Source organism: Janthinobacterium sp. DSP2-3-3 (genome assembly GCF_049897325.1).
Taxonomy (GTDB): domain Bacteria; phylum Pseudomonadota; class Gammaproteobacteria; order Burkholderiales; family Burkholderiaceae_D; genus Janthinobacterium.
In genome coordinates this window covers 23669-41062 of the sequence record NZ_JAFCWA010000018.1, presented here as the reverse complement: position 1 = coordinate 41062, position 17394 = coordinate 23669, and the positions used below count along the sequence as shown (strand labels likewise).

Sequence of the window (17394 nt, the reverse complement as noted above, 5' to 3'; positions counted from 1 at the left end):
CATGTTCCTTTCCGATTTCAGTATCAAGCGGCCCACCGCCACCATCGTCCTGATCCTGGCCATGATGTGCGTCGGTTTGCTGGCGCTCAAGAAACTGCGCGTCAACCAGAATCCCGACGTTGAAGTGCCCTTCATCGTGGTCAGCATCCCTTACCCTGGCGCATCGCCCGATACGGTCGAGCGCGAAGTAGTGAACCGCCTGGAAAAATCCTTGCAAAGCATTTCCGGCGTGACCGAGGTCAACAGCGACTCGAATGAAGGTTCGGCCAGCATTTTCCTGAAGTTTTCCTTCAATACCAACCTGATCGAGGCGTCCGACAATATCCGCAATGCGATTGCCGCCGTGCGCTACAAGTTGCCGACGGAAATGCGCGAGCCTATCCTGCAACGCATCGACCCGGCTGCCGAACCGATCATGCAACTGGCCCTGTCGTCGAATACGCAAAGCCACGCGGAAATTTCGCGCCTGGCCGAAGACGTGCTGTCGGACCGCTTTCGCACCGTCGATGGCGTGGCGCTGGTCAATGTGGGCGGTTCGCTGAAGCGCGAACTGTCCGTACTGCTGCGGGCGGAAAAATTGCGTGAATATAACGTTTCCGTCAGCGATGTCGTGACCGCCTTGCGCAACCAGAACACGAATGCGCCCGTGGGCAAGGTGCGCGGCATCCTGGACGAGAAAAGCATCCGCCTGGTGGGCCGCATCGAGTCGCCAAGCGACTTCGAGAAAGTGGTGATCAAGCGCCGCGGCGAGGAAATCGTGCGCCTGGCGCAAGTGGCCACCATCGAAGATGGCTTTGCCGAAGTCAACAGCCTGAGCATGCGCAGCGGCAAGCCCAACGTGGGTATTTCGATCACCCGCGTGCGCGACGCCTCCACCGTCAGCGTGGCCAACAAGATCCGCGACATGGTGGCGGAAATCAACAAGACTTTGCCGAAAGGCACGATCCTGCAAGTGACGCGCGACGGCGGCGAAAACGCCCAGCATAGCCTGAACAATGTGATCGAATCGCTGGTGCTGGGCGCCGTGCTGACGATTTTCGTCGTCTATGCCTTCCTGAACTCGTGGCGTTCGACCTTGATCACGGCGCTGAGCCTGCCCACGTCCGTGATTGCCGCCTTCATTGCCGTGTGGCTGTGCGGCTTTACCCTGAACTTCATGACACTGCTGGGCCTGTCGCTGGCCATCGGCGTGCTGATCGATGATGCCATCGTGGTGCGTGAAAACATCGTGCGCCACATGCAGATGGGCAAGGACCGCCGCACGGCCGCGCTGGAAGGCACGGCCGAGATCGGCATGGCCGTGGCCGCCACGACCTTCTCCATCATCGCCGTCTTCATTCCCGTGGCTTTCATGCCGGGTATTTCTGGCGAATGGTTCCGTCCGTTTGCCTTGACGGTGACGTGCTCGGTGCTGGTCAGCCTGGGCATCTCGTTTACGCTCGACCCTATGCTGTCGGCTTACTGGGGCGACCCGGTCGAGGAACACTCGGCGCCGAAAAAAGGCATTGGCCGCGTGCTGGAAAAATTCAACCACTGGTTTGACCATCAGGCCGACCGCTACAGCCGCGTGATCGCCTGGGCTCTGCATCACCGCCGCTGGATGGCTGTTATCGCCTTCGGCAGCCTGGTGGGCGCCATCGCCCTGCACGCTACGCATGGCGGCACGAGTTTCCTGCCGGCATCCGATTCGGGCAATCTGATGATCAATGTGCGCACGCCATCGTCGAGCAGCATCGAATATTCGCGTTTGAAACTGGAAGCGGCGGCCGTACTGGCGCGGTCCTTGCCTGAAACCAAGGATACCAACAGCTCCATCAATGCCGGTGGCGGGCGTGTGTATGTCGACATCGGCAAGCGCAACACCCGCAAGCGCTCGGCCAAGGAAATCGCCGTTGAACTGCGCGAGAAAATGTCGCGCCTGGTGGGTGCCGAATACGTGGTACAGGATGACTTGAGCAACGGTTCGCAAAAACCGATCCAGGTGGAATTCACGGGTCCGGATTCGCGTAAACTCATGGCCATCACGAATGCCTACATGGACAAGCTGCGCGCCATTCCCGGCGCCGTCGACGTGGGCCTGTCCGAGCAAGACCCGAAGAACGAGTTGCAGATCGAGCTCAACCGTGGCCTGGCCAATTCGATGGGCATTTCCGTCAATGATGCGGCGCAATCGTTGCGCGTGGCGTTCGCCGGCGTGGAAGTGGGCGACTGGGTGGATCCGACGGGCGAAACGCGCGACGTGGCCGTGCGCCTGCATCCCGATGACCGCGTGGCATCGGAAAACATCGAGCGCCTGCCGATCAGCGTGACGGGCACCTCGCAAATGGTACCGCTCGACCAGATCGCCACCATCACCATGGGCAAGGGACCGTCCGGCATCGAGCACAAGAATGGCAAGCGCACGATCACCGTGTCGGCCAATGCGCAGGGCCGCTCGAATGGCGAAGTGACGAGCGACGCCATGAAACTGGCCAACTCCATCGACTTCCCGCCCGGCTACGGCTTGGCGCTCGGTGGCGCGGGCCAGGATCAGCAAGAGCTGTTCACGGAAATGCTGATCGCACTGGTGATGGGCATCGGCCTGATGTATTTGATCCTGGTGATGCAGTTTGGTTCATTTACCGCGCCGGTGGCCGTGATGATGTCCTTGCCGCTGAGTCTGATCGGCGTGGTGGTGGCGCTGGTGATCACCAACAACACCCTCAACTTGATGAGCTTTATCGGCATCATTATGCTGATGGGCCTGGTCGCCAAGAACGCCATCTTGCTGCTGGACGCGGCGCGCAAGCGCGAGGAAGAGGGCCATGGCCGCGAAGATGCGCTGATGTATGCGGGCCGCATGCGGCTGCGTCCCATCCTGATGACGACGTTTGCGCTGATCGCCGGCATGTTCCCCGTGGCGCTGGGCTTGGGCGAGGGTGGCGAGTTCTATCGTCCATTGGCGATCGCCATCATCGGCGGCACCATCACCTCGACGATTCTGACCCTGCTGGTCGTGCCGACCTTCTATGACAGCATCGAAATCGCCCGCGACGGCGCCGTGGCCAAGTTCCACCGCCGCGCCGCGCGCATGCCCGTGGCCGTGGCCATGATATTGACCCTGCTTGAGTGCGTACTGACCCTGCTGTTGCTGCGCTTCGTCTACCGCATGTTGAAAAAGGCCGTGCTGTTCCTGATGGGACGCCGCACGCCGAAAGCGGCGTCGGTCAGCCTGCAAAAATAGTACCGGGCCAAGGTCAGCTTGCGCTGCGCCGAGGTAGTTCAAGAGCCTTCTGCGGAAGGCTCTTTTTTGCCTGGACTTAGCCGTACTTAGCTGCTGCGCGGCGGCGGGGGCGTTCCCGCACCAGTGCCCGTACCCGGCGTGGCAGGTGGCGAGGATATGGCCAGGTGGGCCAGGACAGGATGCCCTGGCCGCGTAAGGACAGCTTATTTGGCGGCAGGGACCTTGCTCACTTCCACTTCCCAATCCACGCCCGACTCGATGTGATGCTTAGCAGCAAAGTCACCCTGGCTGATGGCGATAGCCACGTCGAGCAGGCTGTTCAGGTAGACCAGGGGTTTGCCCTTGGCGACGCCGCCAAAGGTGTGCTCGAATGGCGCCGTGACCTTGGCCACTTGCTTGCCCTTGTGCAAAATGCGCACTTGCAACGGGTCGTGCAGTTTTACCTGCAATGCGTCGAGCAGGGATTTCGGGATATTCGTCCACACATTGCCATACTTGACGTCCAGCACGGGCACGATGCCGCGAATGGTATTGCCGTCGCGCACCGGTTGTTGATACGCAATCTTGATCACGGATTCGCTCGGCAATTGCGGGCCCACCTGTTCATAGCTGATGGCGCCCGAGGCCAGGCGCGCACCGACATACGCGTACACGTCGCGGCCATGGAAGGTGTACGACTCGGCGGAGCCAGCCAGGCGGTTGACCTTTTCATCGATTTCGCGCAGTTCGGCCACGCCATCGCGCTCGGCGATCAGGGTGAACAGGCCGTTGTCCGGCCCCACGAAGTAGCGTCCACCCTTGGTTTTCAGCACCACCGACTTGCGGTTGGTCCCCACGCCCGGATCGATGACGGAAACAAACACCGTGCCTTGCGGCCAGTAATTGGCCGTCTGGTACAGGCGGTAGGCGCCCAGCCAGATGTCGTAGTCGGGAATCTGGTGCGTCAGGTCCGAGATGGTGAGTGTGGGATCGACGCCATAGGCGACGCCATGCATGGCGGACACGGCGCCGTCGGCCGTGCCGAAGTCCGTCATCAGTACCAGCGGTGCGGCAGCCTGGGCGCTGGACAGCAGGAGAGCGCTCAGGCAGGCGCCGGCGACGAGGTGAGAGATGCGTTTGATGATCATATGCTCTTTCCGTGACGTTAAAACGTGTAGTTCAGCTTGGCGTAGAAATACGCGCCATTGACGCCGATGGGGTTGATGAAATTGTAGGGCAGGGCGCCGCCATACGTGGCGTTATTTGTCTGGCGTACGCGCTGCGGGTAACGGTCGAGGATATTGTTGCCACCCACGCTAACCGTCAGCTGCTTGCTCAGTTTTAATTGGCCTTCCAGGTCCAGCGACCAGACGGCGCCAAAGCGCTGCGCGGGAATGCCATCGATCAGCGGCGCATCGCTGTCATACGAAAAGTCTTTCAACTCGCCGAAGCGCGTGGCGCGCGCCTGCACGCCCCAGCCGGCCGCTTGCCAGTCGGCACCGAGGATCAATTTGCTGGTGGGTGATGCATGTTTGATGCGGAACAAACTCGTCTCCGTCAGCAAGGTCAGAATTGGATCGATATTGGTCAGCGCAGCGGAACTTTGGCGCACCTTGTCGAGACTGGTCTTGTTCAGGTTCAGTGCCGCGTTCAGGTTCAGCTTGCCTGACGTGAAGGCCAGGTCATGATTCAGTATCACGTCCAGGCCTTTTGTGCGCGTGTCGAGCAGGTTGGCCAGGTAGGCCACGGACTGGATATCGCTGCGGCCATTGGCGGCCAGGTAGGCGGTGACGGCGTCGCTTTGCAAGTCACTCGAGCGCGTGATGCGGTCGCGGATGCGGATCACGTAGGCGTCTACCGTCACGCTGGTGGCGGCGGCCGGTTTCCAGGCCAGGCCCAGCGATACGTTGGTCGACTTTTCCGGCTTCAGCTGTTGCGCGCCGAAGCTGCGCGCCAGCGGGTCGCTGGCCGGCAGCAGGGCCGCCGTTTGCAGGGCCGTGCCATCGGCGTTGAAGTTTAATGTGGCAAAGCGGAAACCCGTCTGCACGAGGGCCGGTGCGCGGAAGCTGTTCGACAGCGAGCCGCGCACGAGGAAATGCTCCGTCACTTTATAGCGCGTGGACAGCTTGCCCGTGCTGGCGCTGCCGAAGTCGCTGTAGTCGGAATAGCGGGCGGCGGCGCCCACCAGCAGGCGCGGCGTGAGGTCGCTTTCCACGTCCGCATACACGGAGCGGATCTGCCGGCTGCCGTCATAGGCGTCCGATGGCCGCAAGCCCGGCCCCGCTTGCGCGCCCGGTGGCGCATCGGTGAAACTGCCGGCCGCATACGAGGCGGCGTCGCCGGCCGAGCTAGTGTAGGTTTCGCGCATCCATTCGGCGCCCACCGCCAGGCTCAAAGGCGCGGGCAAGCCGATGTCGATGCTGCGCGTGGCATCGACGTTCAAGGCGTTCTGGCGGAAGTCGAAGCCGGCCAGCTTGAAGCGCGTGGGGCTGGCCGCGCCCAGCGAGGCGTTGACGGAGTGGCTCACGCCGTAGTCAAAGCGGTCGCTGCCGTGGCGCGCGCTGGCGTCCCATTTCCACTCGCCCAAGCTGCCGCGCACACCGGCCACGATGCTGAGGTCGCGCTTGTCGCCGTTGGTGACGGGGCGGTAGCCGTTCGGATACAGGGCCAGTACGTTCGACGGGTCGCCCGGATAGCGGAAGTAGGCACTGCCGTCCGATGTGCGCTCGTTGAGGGTGGCAAACGAATACAGGTCCAGGCCGTTGGCCAGGGTGAGCTGGGTGTTGTAGAACAGGTAGTGGTTGCGCTGGCGCGAGTCACCCGACTTGAATACAACCTTGCCGTCTAGCGCCTGGTCGGCTGGCGTGAAGTTGTAGGAAGTCCAGCCAGCGTCGCTGGGGCCGGCCCGTTCCGTGGGTGAGCGGCGCCGCGTTTCCGCGCCGAAGCGGAAGTAGCCGGCCTCGCCCAGCGGCACGCCATAGTCGGCGTTGACGATGACGGTCTGGCCATCCGTCAGGGTTTGATCTGTCGGGTCGAAATGCGTGTGGTTGGCGCCATAGCTGACGGAAGCGGCGCCGCCCGTGCGGGCTTTTTTCAGCACGATGTTGATGACGCCCGCCACGGCGTCGCTGCCGTATTGAGCGCCCGCGCCGTCGCGCAGGATTTCGATGTGGTCGATGGCGTTGGGTGGAATGGCATTGATGTCGACCGGCACGGTGCCGGCAAAGCTGCTTTCCGTGTCGAGCACGGCGCTCGTGTGGCGGCGCTTGCCGTTGATCAGCACCAGCACCTGGTCGGGCGCCAGTCCCCGCAACTGGATGCCGCGCACGGAGTCCGACGCGCCGCTCGATTCGATGCGGGGGAAGTTGATCGAGGGCGACAGGTTTTGCAGGGCAGCGCCCACGTCGCCCGTCGACAGCGCATTGCTCACTTCGCGCGTGCCGAAGCGGTCGATGGGCACGCTGCTGTCGAAGACGGTGCGGTTGCGCGCGCGCGAACCGACGATGGTGACCTGGTCGATGCTGGCGGTGGCCGTTTCAGCGCTGGTGCCCGTGTCTGTGCTGGTAGTGGCTTGCACATCTTGTGCCCAGGCGGACGGTGCGCCCAGCATGGCGCAGGCCAGCACGATGGCGCGCAGCGGCGTGGCGGGAGTGGCAGATACAGGATAGAAGTGGCGTGGATGCACGGCGTGGTCCTTTGGGCTCGATTAGTGTTAGTGCGGAAACAGTTGTCATGAGCTTAAGGGAGGCGGTGGTGCGCGCTAACGATTCTTTCTGGATATGCTAATGCTGTTGTTTTTATGCCGCCAGGAGCGCCGCAGGGGAGGCATGATATAGGGAATGTGTGATGTCGATAGCGTCCATGCATGCCCCCGTAGCATCAGGATTTCGGCGCGGCCGGCATATCGGGCTGGGCCGTGACGGGGGGCGGCTGCTTCCAGCGGGGCGACGAAGTTGCACAGGTCCAGCTGCAGCTTGCCGTGCCTGCCCAGGACGTGATTGAAAGCGTACGGGGTGACGCCGCAGTTGGGCACGTCGGCCGCCTTGTCGATGGACAGGATGGCCTGCTCGTCGCAGCGTTCCAACAGGTAGCGCAGCAATTGACGATGACCTGGTGGCCGACGATCAGCCCGGTATTCGCGGGTGATAGTGTCGAGCACGCTGCGCAGGCGCAGGATGACGTCGCACCAGCTTTCGCCACCCGGTGGGCGGAAGTAAAATTTACCTACGTGCTGGCGCTGCTCGTGTAATTCCGGGTATTTGCTGGCGATGCCGTGCGCGGTCAGGCGGTCGAAGATGCCGAACTCCTTTTCACGCAAGCGCTCGTCGGCCACCACGGAGGCCAGGCTGCCCGCATCAATGCGTTCCAGCATGGCTTGCGCCGTCTGCTGCGCCCGCACGTAGGGAGAGTACAGCACGAAGGTCGGTTGTTGTTCAAGGGGAAGGGTGGCGAACCAGTCGCCCAGGGCTTGCGCCTGGCGCGCGCCCAGGCCGGAGAGGGGGACGTCGACATCGCGCTCGGCGATGGCGATCAATGACTGCTTTTCCGCTTCGGCGGCATCGCGCGCCACGTTACCGGTACTTTGGCCGTGACGCACGATCCAGATTTGTTGCGGACCTTTCTGTTCCATCGGCGCGCCGCTCGATGGTTTCTTAGGCGGCGTGTTCCGCTTCGTCCAGGTCGGGCGCGTCGTCGCTGTTGTAGACGGCCAGGTCGGTTTGCCCCATGACACGGCTGGTGACGGTGCCGGCCGTGATCGAGCCGCTCACGTTCAGGGCCGTGCGGCCCATGTCGATCAGTGGTTCGACCGAGATCAGCAAGCCGGCCAGGGCGACGGGCAAGTCCATGGCCGACAGCACGATCAGGGCGGCAAACGTGGCGCCGCCGCCCACGCCGGCCACGCCGACGGAACCGATGGTGATGATGGCGAGCAAGGGCAGCAGGAAGCTGACGGTGAACGGGTCGACGCCGACGGTGGGGGCGATCATCACGGCCAGCATGGCCGGATAGATGCCGGCGCAGCCGTTCTGGCCGATCGTCGAACCGAACGAGGCGGCGAAGTTGGCGATGCCTTCCGGCGTGCCCAGGCGTTGGGTTTGCGTCTGCACGCTCATCGGGATCGAACCGGCGCTGGTGCGCGAGGTGAAGGCGAAAGCCAGCACGGGGAAGACTTTTTTCACGAAGCGCAACGGATTCAGGCCGACGCCGGCGATGATGGCCAGGTGCACCAGAAACATCAGTATCAGCGCGCTGTACGAGGCGACGACGAAGTTAATCAATTTCAAGATGTCCGCGTAGCTCGATGAGGCCACCACTGCAAACATCAACGCGAACACGCCGTACGGCGTCAGGCGCAGCACCAGGGTGACCATGCGCATGACGATGGCGTGCGCCACTTTCATGAAGCTTTCGAAGGACGCGAAGATTTCCGGCTTTTTCGCGGCGATGCCCGTGGCCGAGATGCCGATGAAGATGGAGAACACCACCACGGCGATGGTCGAGGTCTTGCGCGCGCCCGTCATGTCGAGGAAGGGGTTGGTCGGCACGAAGCTGACCAGCAGTTTCGGCAAGGACAGGGCCTTCGCCGTTTCCAATGAACCTTGCAACTGCACGCCGCGCGCCACTTCGGCGGCGCTCGACGTCAGGCCCACGGCCGTCAGGCCGAACAGCTTGGCCATCAAAATGCCCAGCGCGGCGGCAATCATGGTGGTGATGAGCAGGGTGCCGATGGTCAGCGCGCTGATCTTGCCCAGGGAACTTGCATCCTTGAGTTTCAGGATGGCGGAAATGATGGAGACCATGATCAGCGGCATGATGATCATTTGCAGCAGCTTCACATAGCCGCTGCCGACGATGTCGATGTATTCATTGGTGCCCGCGATGATGGGCGAGCCGGCGCCATACAACGCTTGCGCCGCCGCACCCAGCAGCACGCCCAGGCCCAGGCCCGTGAAGACGCGTACGGTAAACGTCGCGTGTTTGCGTTGCTGGTGGAACATGTAGGCGAAGACGAGCAACGCCACGAGCAGGTTCAGAATGATGTTAATTGCCATGAAGGGGCCTTATCTTGGGTTTATTCGAGACTGCACGCAGCACATAAAACTGTACTACAACTGACAGCTGCCCCAGCCCGGGGCGAAAGGGCAAGTACTGTACAGTACTATGGGGGCGTTTTGCGCAATACCGCTGCGAATATTACGCTATATAAATATGCTTCACAGGCATAAGCGCAGGTATAGGTCTGCCGGATGATTGTGAAAAAGAAAATTTCATGCCAGCATTGCACGTTTGTTCGTTTGCTAATCTGGTGCACTATTTTTTAAGGAAAAAGATGAATGCTTTAACGGAAGCTCAAGTACTCGATGCGGAAGAGCGCTTGCGCCTGGCCATGATGGCCTCCGATGTGGCCGCGCTGAATGCCTTGCTGGCCGATGATTTGCTGTTTACCAATCACCTGGGGCACTTGCTGAGCAAGCATGCGGATCTGGCAGCGCACGAGCAGCGCTTGCTGACCATCACCGATCTGCGCGCGTCCGAGCGCCATGTGCGCATCAACGGCAACGTGGCCGTGGTCTCCGTGCGCATGCAACTGACGGGCAGTTATCACGACGTGGAAACGCATGGCGACTTCCGTTTTACGCGCGTCTGGGCGCACAATGCGGCCGGCGCGCTGCAAGTGATCGCCGCCCATTCCGGCGTCGTGGCATAGGGGTGAGGTAGTGGATCATCGTTCCAAAGGGCAGCTGTTTGAAGCTGTCATCGCCGCCGGCCCGGCCACCCTGGCCATTATGGCCGGCTATCCCGTGCTGTTGTATAACCTGGTGCGCACCTGGGCCGATGCCCCCGGCGCCAATGCCTTGGCGACCTTGCTGCTGACGGGCGGCCTGTGGGCCTTGCTGGAATTCTGGCGCATCGCCCTGGCGACGGTGGCGCGCAAGGCGTATGCCTTCAACTGGCGCTTCTGGCTGGCCATCGCCGGTTTTCTCGCCTGCTTCGTGCGCTTCGTGCCGGACATGCCGGCCGGACTGATGCTGGTATTGATGGTGCTGCCTGCGCTGGCGTGGATACATTTCATCTTGCTGCAGATCAAGCGCCCGCGCGGCGCCTGAGTTTCGCACAAGCATTGCAAGCCGTGGCAAGATCGTCATGCCACGGCCCCTGGACATCGATATAATCATTCCCGCATGCATGGCAAACGGCATGCCTGGCGTAACTTCTCTTATTTTGAAAGAATTTCGATGAAAGCTCTCTTTTTGCTCCTGTTCATATCGGGCGCGGCCCTGGCCGATGATGCTGCCATGTTGCAATGCCGTTCGCTGGCCGATATCGCCAGCCGCGTGAAATGCTATGACGCCATCCCATTGGGCGCCGCCGCGCCCGTCGCCCCCGTTACTGCGGTGCCGACCGCGCAGCAGCGCGAGCAAAGCTTTGGCATGGAAACGGTCAAGGCGCCCAAGGCAGCCGAGCCGGAAGAAAACAAGTCGATCAGCAGCAGCATCGCCGGCAAGTTCGATGGCTGGAGCGGCAACGAACTGATCAAATTGAGCAATGGCCAGGTCTGGCGCATCGTCGATGGCAGCTCCGCCGTGCTGGCGCCGCAGAACGATCCCAAGGTAACGGTCGAACGCAATTTCATCGGCACCTTCTTCCTGAAGATCGAAGGCACGAACAACTCGCCCAAGGTGCGCCGCGTGCAATAAGCTGCGCCAGTCCCAGTCCCAGTCTCAGTCCTCGGCGTCAAGCCAGACGATGCGGCCATTTCCCGCCTCATGCAGATGCGCCAGCAGGGCGGTGGCCGCCGTTTCAGGCAGGCTGAAGTTGAACAGCACGTCGTCGCCATGCGCCACGTTCAGCAAGGTGGCGCCGGCGCCATCGAGTTCGCGGCGCAGCATGCCTTCCATCGCATACGGCACCGTGCAGTGCAGGGTTCGCTGGCGCACGATGGCCGTCTTTTCCGCTTGCAGCAGCGCTTGCGCCACGCTGTCCGTGTAGGCGCGCACCAGGCCGCCCGCGCCCAGCTTGATCCCGCCAAAGTAACGCACGACAGTCGCCAGCACGCCTTCCAGGTCCTGGTGGCGCAGCACGTCAAGCATGGGCCGCCCGGCCGTGCCGCTCGGTTCGCCATCATCGACGGCCGCCGACTGCCCGCCCGCCAGCAGCGCCCAGCACACATGGCAGGCGCCCGGATGCTGCGCCTTCAAGTCATTGACCACCTGCTGCGCGCTGGCGCGGTCCGTCATCGGCTGCACGCAACCGATGAAACGGCTTTTTTTGATGATCAGTTCGCTGTGGACGGGGGTGGCAATGGTAAACGGCATGGCGGGTGCGAAGGCGGGCAAAGCAGCATGATAGAGGAAATGCGCGCTGGGCACGAGCCGGTGCCGCCTAGGCTCCCGATGGCGATACCAGTTCGCGCAGCGCCGCGTCGCGCACCTGCAGGATGTCGAACAGTCCCAGCGCGTGCAGGGCGGGCAAGGCGTCGAGGATGTCGCGCTCGGCGATGGCCTTTTCGGCGATGCTGCCCGTATCGTCCAGCCATAGCCTGGCATTGGCGAGGAAGGCCCCCACCGTGCCCTTGCGTACGGTGACGCCATTGAACTGGCCCTGGTTTTGTTGATCTGGTAATACGTCTTCTGCGCGCATGGTGGAGTCCTGAACGATGGAAAGACTCCACTGTATGATGGTAGGATTGTCTTGCCTGCGTTGTTTATGTCATTCGATACGTTAAATCCGCCAATCTTGCCATCGTCGCCGTCTCCGCTGCGCGCCATGCATATTTCCCAGCCGCAGGAACGTGTGACGGCGGCGCACAGCCATGCCAGCGGCCAGCTTTTCGGTGCCATGCGGGGCTTGCTCTCTGTTGCCGCCGACAGCGGGCAGTGGGTGGTGCCGGCCAGCCATTGCGTGTGGATGCCGCCCCATCACGTCCATGCGCTGCGTTCGCATGGTCCGTTTGCGGGCTGGACGTGTATGTGGACGAGGCCAGTTGCGGCAGCTTGCCCGCCGCGCCTTGCGTCATGCGCGTCTCGGGCTTGCTGCGCGAGGCGGTGCGCCGCGCCAGCACCTGGGACGATGGCGCGCTCGATGCGCTAGACGTGCGGCAGGCCCGGGTGGCAGGCGTGATCCTCGACGAGATCGCCGCCGCGCCGCACGAGGCCTTCGGCCTGCCCTTGCCGACGGACCCGCGCCTGCTGCGCGTGGCGCGCGCTGTGCTCGATGACCTGGCCGACGAGCGCGGCGTGGAAGCGCTGGCCGCCTGGGCCGGTGTGTCGCCGCGCACCCTGGCGCGCCGTTTCACGAGCGAGACCGGCTTTACGCCCTCGGCCTGGCGCCAGCGCGCGCGCATCTTGCGCGCCCTGGAATTGCTGGCCACCGGCCAGCCCGTCACGACTATTGCCTTGGACCTGGGCTACGACAACGTCAGCGCCTTCATCGCCATGTTCAAGCGCGTGATGGGTGTGACGCCGGGCAGGTATGGCGAGGGGCTGGAATAGCTGGCGCGCAAAACAAAAAAGCCAACCGCGAACGGTTGGCTTCTCTGACGTATTTGGTAGGCCGTGCGGGATTCGAACCTGCGACCAACGGATTAAAAGTCCGCTGCTCTACCAGCTGAGCTAACGACCCAAAAACTTTGACTACTTGCTGCGGGAACGCTGTGCGGTGCGTGCTTGTCATGACGGCATGCAAACGTACTGCAAATTCTTGGTAGGCCGTGCGGGATTCGAACCTGCGACCAACGGATTAAAAGTCCGCTGCTCTACCAGCTGAGCTAACGACCCAAGGGCGGCTATTATGACGGCCAACGGCGGTTTTGGGAAGGGCCGGGGTGGAAAAATCCTTGCATGGGTGTCATGCGCGATCCAGCATGGATAGGTGAACTTCCATTTATATCTGCAGGCCCAATACCGAAGACTTTCCCATCCCCAAGCGCGCGCTGGCGCTGTCCGATGACTTGCGCATCGTGTTCAAGCGCCCGCTGCGCTCCATGCAGCGTATCGGTGATGCACACACCATGCTGCCGGCCCTGATCCACGAGCAGCCCGGCATCTGCGTGGCCGCGTTGGCGCGGCTGCAAAACGTGCACGTGCGCGGGCCTGCGCCTGTCCGCGCAAGGCATGGCCATTTTTGCAACCCTGCGCGCGCCGCCGCGATGCGCTGGCCTCCGCCATGCAGCCGCTGCCCGAGATGGGCCAGGCATGAGCTGCCACGATCACGCCACTGCCGCAGAAAAGACGCGGTCAAGCCCGCTACCGAGCGCGAAGCGCGCGCCATCTATCTGGGCGGCATGGCGCATCTGTCGTGTCTGGCGCCGGCACCGTGCTGCTGGTGTCGGGACTGGTCTTCCTGCTATTCCTGCCGGAATTGCCCCTGGAGGGGCATCCGGCGATGGTCAAGGACGATCAATAGCGTTCCAGCCAGTGCGCGTACGGCGCCGGCAGGGTCCACGAGGCGCGTTCCACGCCGAGTTCCTTGGCGGCAAAATATGCCCAGTGCGGATTGGCCAGGTGCGCCTTGCCGACCATCACCACGTCCAGCTGTTCTTCCTTGACGACGCGCTCGGCGATGGCCGGCGTGCCGAAGCCCCAGGCGGACGAGACGGGCACGCCCGCTTCGCGGCGCACTCTTTCGGCAATCGGGCCCATGAAGGCCGGGCCCCATGGGATAGCCACGTCGGGAATCGTGAAGCCCATGCTGACGCTGAGCATATCCATGCCGGCATCCTTGAACTGGCGCACCAGGCCGATCGATTCGAGCAGGGTTTGCTCGTCGCGGCCGTCGAATTCCAGCACGCCAAAGCGGATCGTCAGCGGCAAGTGTTCGGGCCATACTGCACGCACGGCTTTCAAGGTTTCCAGCAGGAAGCGGCTGCGGTTTTCCAGGCTACCGCCATAAATGTCGGCGCGCTGGTTCGAATGGGCGGAAAAGAAGCTTTGCGCCAGGTAGCCGTGGGCAAAGTGCAGTTCCAGCCATTCGAAGCCGACTTCGCGGGCGCGCACGGCCGCATCGACGAAGTTCTGTTGCACGCGGGCTATATCGTCGAGGTCCATGGCGCGCGGTACTTTCGGCAGGCCGCCGCCAAAGGCGATGGCGGACGGGGCGATGGTTTGCCAGCCGCGCGCGTCGCCTTCAGCGATATGGTCGTCGCCTTCCCATGGGCGGTTGGCGCTGGCCTTGCGGCCTGCGTGGGCGATCTGGATGCCGGGCACGGAGCCGGCTGCCTTGATGGCTTTTACCACCGGCACGAAGGCTTGCGCCAGATCATCATTCCAGATGCCCGTGCAGCCGGGCGTGATGCGGCCTTCGGGCGACACGGCTGTCGCTTCGACGATCACTAGCCCCGCGCCGCCACGGGCCATGCCCGCGTAATGCGACAGGTGCCAGTCGTTGGCCTTGCCATCGACGGCCATGTACTGGCACATCGGTGGCACGGCGATGCGGTTGCGCAGAGTGATGTCTTTAAGATTGAATGGTTGGAAGAGGGCGGACATGGTGGCCTTTGTGTTTGTTGGTGGACAGGTAGGGAAATATTGGTTCGGTAGTTCGTAAATATTCGAATAATGAAATTAGTATAGCGCATGCTGTATGATTCTGCTCATGCGTCCACACAAACACCCCTCCGCCAGCGAATTCGTCCTCGAACGCCTGCTCTACGCCTTGAGCGACACTATCCGCCTCGACATCGTGCGCCACCTGGCCAGAGTTGACGCGGCCGCCTGCGGCGACCTGGACGGCGGGCGGCCAAAGTCGACGGTCTCCCACCATTTCAAGGTCTTGCGCGAAGCGGGGCTGGTGTGGACGGAAAACACGGGCACCACGCACATGAACCGCTTGCGCCGCGCCGACATCGACAGCCGCTTTCCAGGCTTGCTGGCAGCCATCTTGCAGCAGCCGCAAGCGGATCAGCCCTGAATCTGCCGTAGACTACCTGCAAGATTGCCGAATTTACAGCGCGCCTGTGCAGTCCTAAGCTGAAGGGTTGATGACGCATGAAAATTCTTGCACGGTATCGCTGGTGGTGCGCCGCCTCTTTCTTTCTTTCTCGCTGCTGGCCGGCTGCTGGCCTTACACGGAGCCGGCCAAGGTCGAATACGCCGCTGTGCTGCGGCGTGGCGAAAAGGTGACCAAGGCCGACACATACGGCAGGTTTGCCGCCTTGTCGGTGGAGTACCGCCAGGGCGGCGGTTCCTTGATGTCCGGCGAGAACCACTACATGCGGCTGATACATAAGGACAAAATCGTCGTCAATGCCACCGATGGCATTGAACGCTGGAGCGAATTCGCCCAGCCCGTATATTTTGTCAGATTGTCTGACGATAACAGCGTGCTGGCATGTCACAAAAACGGTGCGCGCAGTTGGGAGGTGCGCCCGGAGGGTATCGCGCCTGGAGCCGCCCGTGCGCGCAATGCGGTCGAACAATTGTTTATCAGCGATCAAACCGGCTACCGGACCTGTTTTGCCGCCACCAATGCCGCCTGCCAGTCCGGTTGGCGCACCGCGAACGCCGCTGAGCTGCGCAAGACGTTTTCAAAGCATGGCGATGCGCCGCCGTTTGCCTATGTGCCGTCAGCCCCCGCGACCGCTTTCGGCGCCAGGGTCGACTTGCTGTTGTTGTCCGGGAGCTGCTGCCGCGTGCCGTCTTACCTCCTTTATCTCGATGGTGCGCCGGCAGCGGTGGCCGCGCAATTGTCCGCGCGCTTGCGCGAGAGCAAGACGCCGTTCGTGCGTATCGATGAGTGTCCGCACCGCGTCGGCTATGACGGCAAGTGCACGGCGCAACTGGCACAGCAGATCAAGCGGCCGGAATCGCAGGGACGCGAGTTGGAACAGTTGCTCGATACCTGGGGCGAGCAGGATGGCGTGCTGTTCGTCATGCCGTCCATGGCGGTCGCGGTGCGCGCGAACGAGCGGGGCGGCAGCGTGATCCAGACGATGTTGCGTGCCGATTTGTCGCGCGTCACCAAAGTGCCAGGCTCGGCTATGATGTCGGCCTTTCGGTAAATCCTCAGCCGCGCGCCTGTTGCGCGATGGGCTGGCGACACTACCTGGCACGGCAAGGATTGGGAATGACGGCAGCAGCGGTGGTATCACAGGCGGACCTGGAAAATCGTCCGCAGTTTGGCTGGATCAATGTGTTAAAGGCAGGCGCGGCGCAGTTGATCGTGTTGCACCACCTGGCGTTTTACGGACCCATGTCCGACTATGTGCAGCCCCTGTGGCCCGAGTCGATGGACTGGCTGGGCGGCAGCGCGCGCATCGCCGTGCAAGTGTTCCTCGTCATTGGCGGCTTTCTGGTCGCCAAATCCCTTTCTCCGGCCGGCTGCCCCGGCATCGCCACCCCGCTGCAAGCCGTCTGGCGCCGCTATGTCAAGCTGGCGCCGCCCTTTCTGGCCGCCACCTTGCTCGCCGCAGTGATTACTCCCGTGGCTGGCATCTGGATGCTGCACGATTCCATGTCGGCCGCCGTCACCCTGGGCCAGCTGAGCGCCCACGCCTTGCTGCTGCACGGCGTGCTGGGCTATGAGTCGCTGTCGGCCGGCGCCTGGTACGTGGCCATCGATTTCCAGTTGTATCTGCTGACGGTATCAATGCTGTGGCTGGGCGGTCGCCTGGCGGGCCAGCGGCGCATGGGCTGGCTGATGCCGCTGGCCGTCACCGTGGGCATCACCTTTTCCCTGCTGTATTGCAACCTCGACGCGGGCTGGGACAATTGGGCGCCGTATTTCTTTGGCAGCTATGGCCTGGGACTCATGGCCTGGTGGGCCAGCGACCCCAGGCGCAAGCCCGGTGCCATGACCGTGCTCATGGCCATGGCCGCCGTGCCCGTCCTGCTGGCCCTGGCCATCGACTACCGCAGCCGCATCGCGCTGGCCCTGATCGTCGCCTGCGCGCTATTCCTGTTCGGCCGCGCTCGCACGCCTGCCCAGGGGCGGGCCTGGAACGTCATCAACGCCCTGGGGCGCATCTCGTATGCCGTTTTCCTCGTCCACTTTCCCGTCAGCCTGCTGGTGAATGCATTATTTATCACGTATGTTCCGCTGGAGCCGGCGTGGCAGGCGCTGGGCATGCTGACCGCCTGGGGTGCCAGCCTGGTGGCCGGAGCGGCGTTTCACCGCTGGGTGGAGGTGCCGCTGGGGCGGGTGGTGCAATCGCTGGTGGGGAAGGCTGGCATGCGAACGGTAACGGCGTAGGC

At 62.7% G+C, this 17394-nt stretch carries 14 protein-coding genes, 2 tRNA genes and 1 pseudogene; 8 read left to right on the top strand and 9 right to left on the bottom strand.

All coding sequences use genetic code 11. From position 1 onward, the window contains the following. Position 1: 1 nt before the first annotated feature. Positions 2-3223, top strand: a complete 3222-nt coding sequence (locus tag ACP7DE_RS26005; RefSeq protein WP_426074801.1) for an efflux RND transporter permease subunit — start codon at positions 2-4, stop codon at positions 3221-3223. Between the two features lie 203 nt (positions 3224-3426). Here the strand turns inward: ACP7DE_RS26005 and ACP7DE_RS26000 are convergent, their stop codons facing one another. The 4 genes from ACP7DE_RS26000 to ACP7DE_RS25985 all read right to left on the bottom strand — a co-directional run bounded on the left by ACP7DE_RS26000 (position 3427) and on the right by ACP7DE_RS25985 (position 9255). After that, positions 3427-4350: an SAM hydrolase/SAM-dependent halogenase family protein gene (locus ACP7DE_RS26000; RefSeq protein WP_426074800.1), complete on the bottom strand. Its 924-nt coding sequence runs from the start codon at positions 4348-4350 to the stop codon at positions 3427-3429. Between the two features lie 17 nt (positions 4351-4367). Next, positions 4368-6887: a TonB-dependent receptor plug domain-containing protein gene (locus ACP7DE_RS25995; protein WP_426074799.1), complete on the bottom strand. Its 2520-nt coding sequence runs from the start codon at positions 6885-6887 to the stop codon at positions 4368-4370. A gap of 75 nt (positions 6888-6962) precedes the next feature. Next, positions 6963-7832 carry a histidine phosphatase family protein gene (locus ACP7DE_RS25990; RefSeq protein ID WP_426074798.1) on the bottom strand — a complete coding sequence of 290 codons (870 nt, stop codon included), beginning with the start codon at positions 7830-7832 and terminating at the stop codon, positions 6963-6965. Between the two features lie 22 nt (positions 7833-7854). Continuing rightward, positions 7855-9255: an L-cystine transporter gene (locus ACP7DE_RS25985; RefSeq protein WP_426074797.1), complete on the bottom strand. Its 1401-nt coding sequence runs from the start codon at positions 9253-9255 to the stop codon at positions 7855-7857. A gap of 278 nt (positions 9256-9533) precedes the next feature. On the opposite strand from ACP7DE_RS25985, the gene ACP7DE_RS25980 reads away from it, so the two are divergent. From ACP7DE_RS25980 to ACP7DE_RS25970, 3 genes are all read left to right on the top strand, one after another. Next, positions 9534-9911, top strand: coding sequence for a nuclear transport factor 2 family protein (locus ACP7DE_RS25980; RefSeq protein WP_426074796.1), 378 nt, complete (start codon positions 9534-9536; stop codon positions 9909-9911). Positions 9912-9921: 10 nt separating this feature from the next. After that, positions 9922-10311, top strand: coding sequence for a hypothetical protein (locus ACP7DE_RS25975; RefSeq protein WP_426074795.1), 390 nt, complete (start codon positions 9922-9924; stop codon positions 10309-10311). 129 nt (positions 10312-10440) lie between these two features. Beyond that, the gene (locus ACP7DE_RS25970) at positions 10441-10902 is read left to right on the top strand and encodes a hypothetical protein (protein ID WP_426074794.1); all 462 of its coding nucleotides are present in this window, start codon (positions 10441-10443) and stop codon (positions 10900-10902) included. Positions 10903-10926: 24 nt separating this feature from the next. Here ACP7DE_RS25970 and ACP7DE_RS25965 read toward each other — a convergent pair whose 3' ends face one another. Both ACP7DE_RS25965 and ACP7DE_RS25960 read right to left on the bottom strand, forming a co-directional pair. Beyond that, on the bottom strand, positions 10927-11520 hold the full coding sequence (locus ACP7DE_RS25965) for an IMPACT family protein (RefSeq protein WP_426074793.1): 594 nt from the start codon (positions 11518-11520) through the stop codon (positions 10927-10929). Positions 11521-11587: 67 nt separating this feature from the next. Beyond that, on the bottom strand, positions 11588-11845 hold the full coding sequence (locus tag ACP7DE_RS25960; RefSeq protein ID WP_426074792.1) for a hypothetical protein: 258 nt from the start codon (positions 11843-11845) through the stop codon (positions 11588-11590). A 66-nt stretch (positions 11846-11911) separates the two neighbouring features. On the opposite strand from ACP7DE_RS25960, the pseudogene ACP7DE_RS25955 reads away from it, so the two are divergent. Further along, positions 11912-12696 (top strand): annotated as a pseudogene (locus ACP7DE_RS25955) (helix-turn-helix domain-containing protein). A 54-nt stretch (positions 12697-12750) separates the two neighbouring features. On the opposite strand, the gene ACP7DE_RS25950 reads toward ACP7DE_RS25955, so the two are convergent. The 3 genes from ACP7DE_RS25950 to ACP7DE_RS25940 all read right to left on the bottom strand — a co-directional run bounded on the left by ACP7DE_RS25950 (position 12751) and on the right by ACP7DE_RS25940 (position 14691). Next, positions 12751-12826, bottom strand: a tRNA-Lys gene (locus ACP7DE_RS25950). A gap of 79 nt (positions 12827-12905) precedes the next feature. Further along, a tRNA-Lys gene (locus ACP7DE_RS25945) sits at positions 12906-12981 on the bottom strand. Positions 12982-13602: 621 nt separating this feature from the next. Beyond that, positions 13603-14691: an NADH:flavin oxidoreductase/NADH oxidase gene (locus ACP7DE_RS25940; protein WP_426074791.1), complete on the bottom strand. Its 1089-nt coding sequence runs from the start codon at positions 14689-14691 to the stop codon at positions 13603-13605. Positions 14692-14797: 106 nt separating this feature from the next. Between ACP7DE_RS25940 and ACP7DE_RS25935 the strand changes: the two genes are divergently transcribed. The 3 genes from ACP7DE_RS25935 to ACP7DE_RS25925 all read left to right on the top strand — a co-directional run bounded on the left by ACP7DE_RS25935 (position 14798) and on the right by ACP7DE_RS25925 (position 17392). Further along, a complete protein-coding gene (locus tag ACP7DE_RS25935) occupies positions 14798-15112 on the top strand; it encodes an ArsR/SmtB family transcription factor (RefSeq protein ID WP_426074790.1) in 315 nt (104 codons plus the stop codon). A 70-nt stretch (positions 15113-15182) separates the two neighbouring features. Next, entirely contained in the window at positions 15183-16202 is a 1020-nt protein-coding gene (locus tag ACP7DE_RS25930) for a hypothetical protein (RefSeq protein ID WP_426074789.1), read from the top strand. A gap of 65 nt (positions 16203-16267) precedes the next feature. Beyond that, positions 16268-17392 carry an acyltransferase family protein gene (locus ACP7DE_RS25925; RefSeq protein WP_426074788.1) on the top strand — a complete coding sequence of 375 codons (1125 nt, stop codon included), beginning with the start codon at positions 16268-16270 and terminating at the stop codon, positions 17390-17392. Positions 17393-17394 lie beyond the last annotated feature (2 nt).

Excerpts from the sequence above, each read along its gene's own strand:
- ACP7DE_RS26005 (WP_426074801.1), top strand. The coding sequence starts at position 2 with ATGTTCCTTTCCGATTTCAGTATCAAGCGGCCCACCGCCACCATCGTC.
- ACP7DE_RS26000 (WP_426074800.1), bottom strand. The coding sequence starts at position 4,350 with ATGATCATCAAACGCATCTCTCACCTCGTCGCCGGCGCCTGCCTGAGC.
- ACP7DE_RS25990 (WP_426074798.1), bottom strand. The coding sequence starts at position 7,832 with ATGGAACAGAAAGGTCCGCAACAAATCTGGATCGTGCGTCACGGCCAA.
- ACP7DE_RS25985 (WP_426074797.1), bottom strand. The coding sequence starts at position 9,255 with ATGGCAATTAACATCATTCTGAACCTGCTCGTGGCGTTGCTCGTCTTC.
- ACP7DE_RS25980 (WP_426074796.1), top strand. The coding sequence starts at position 9,534 with ATGAATGCTTTAACGGAAGCTCAAGTACTCGATGCGGAAGAGCGCTTG.
- ACP7DE_RS25970 (WP_426074794.1), top strand. The coding sequence starts at position 10,441 with ATGAAAGCTCTCTTTTTGCTCCTGTTCATATCGGGCGCGGCCCTGGCC.
- ACP7DE_RS25965 (WP_426074793.1), bottom strand. The coding sequence starts at position 11,520 with ATGCCGTTTACCATTGCCACCCCCGTCCACAGCGAACTGATCATCAAA.
- ACP7DE_RS25960 (WP_426074792.1), bottom strand. The coding sequence starts at position 11,845 with ATGCGCGCAGAAGACGTATTACCAGATCAACAAAACCAGGGCCAGTTC.
- ACP7DE_RS25940 (WP_426074791.1), bottom strand. The coding sequence starts at position 14,691 with ATGTCCGCCCTCTTCCAACCATTCAATCTTAAAGACATCACTCTGCGC.
- ACP7DE_RS25935 (WP_426074790.1), top strand. The coding sequence starts at position 14,798 with ATGCGTCCACACAAACACCCCTCCGCCAGCGAATTCGTCCTCGAACGC.
- ACP7DE_RS25930 (WP_426074789.1), top strand. The coding sequence starts at position 15,183 with ATGACGCATGAAAATTCTTGCACGGTATCGCTGGTGGTGCGCCGCCTC.
- ACP7DE_RS25925 (WP_426074788.1), top strand. The coding sequence starts at position 16,268 with ATGACGGCAGCAGCGGTGGTATCACAGGCGGACCTGGAAAATCGTCCG.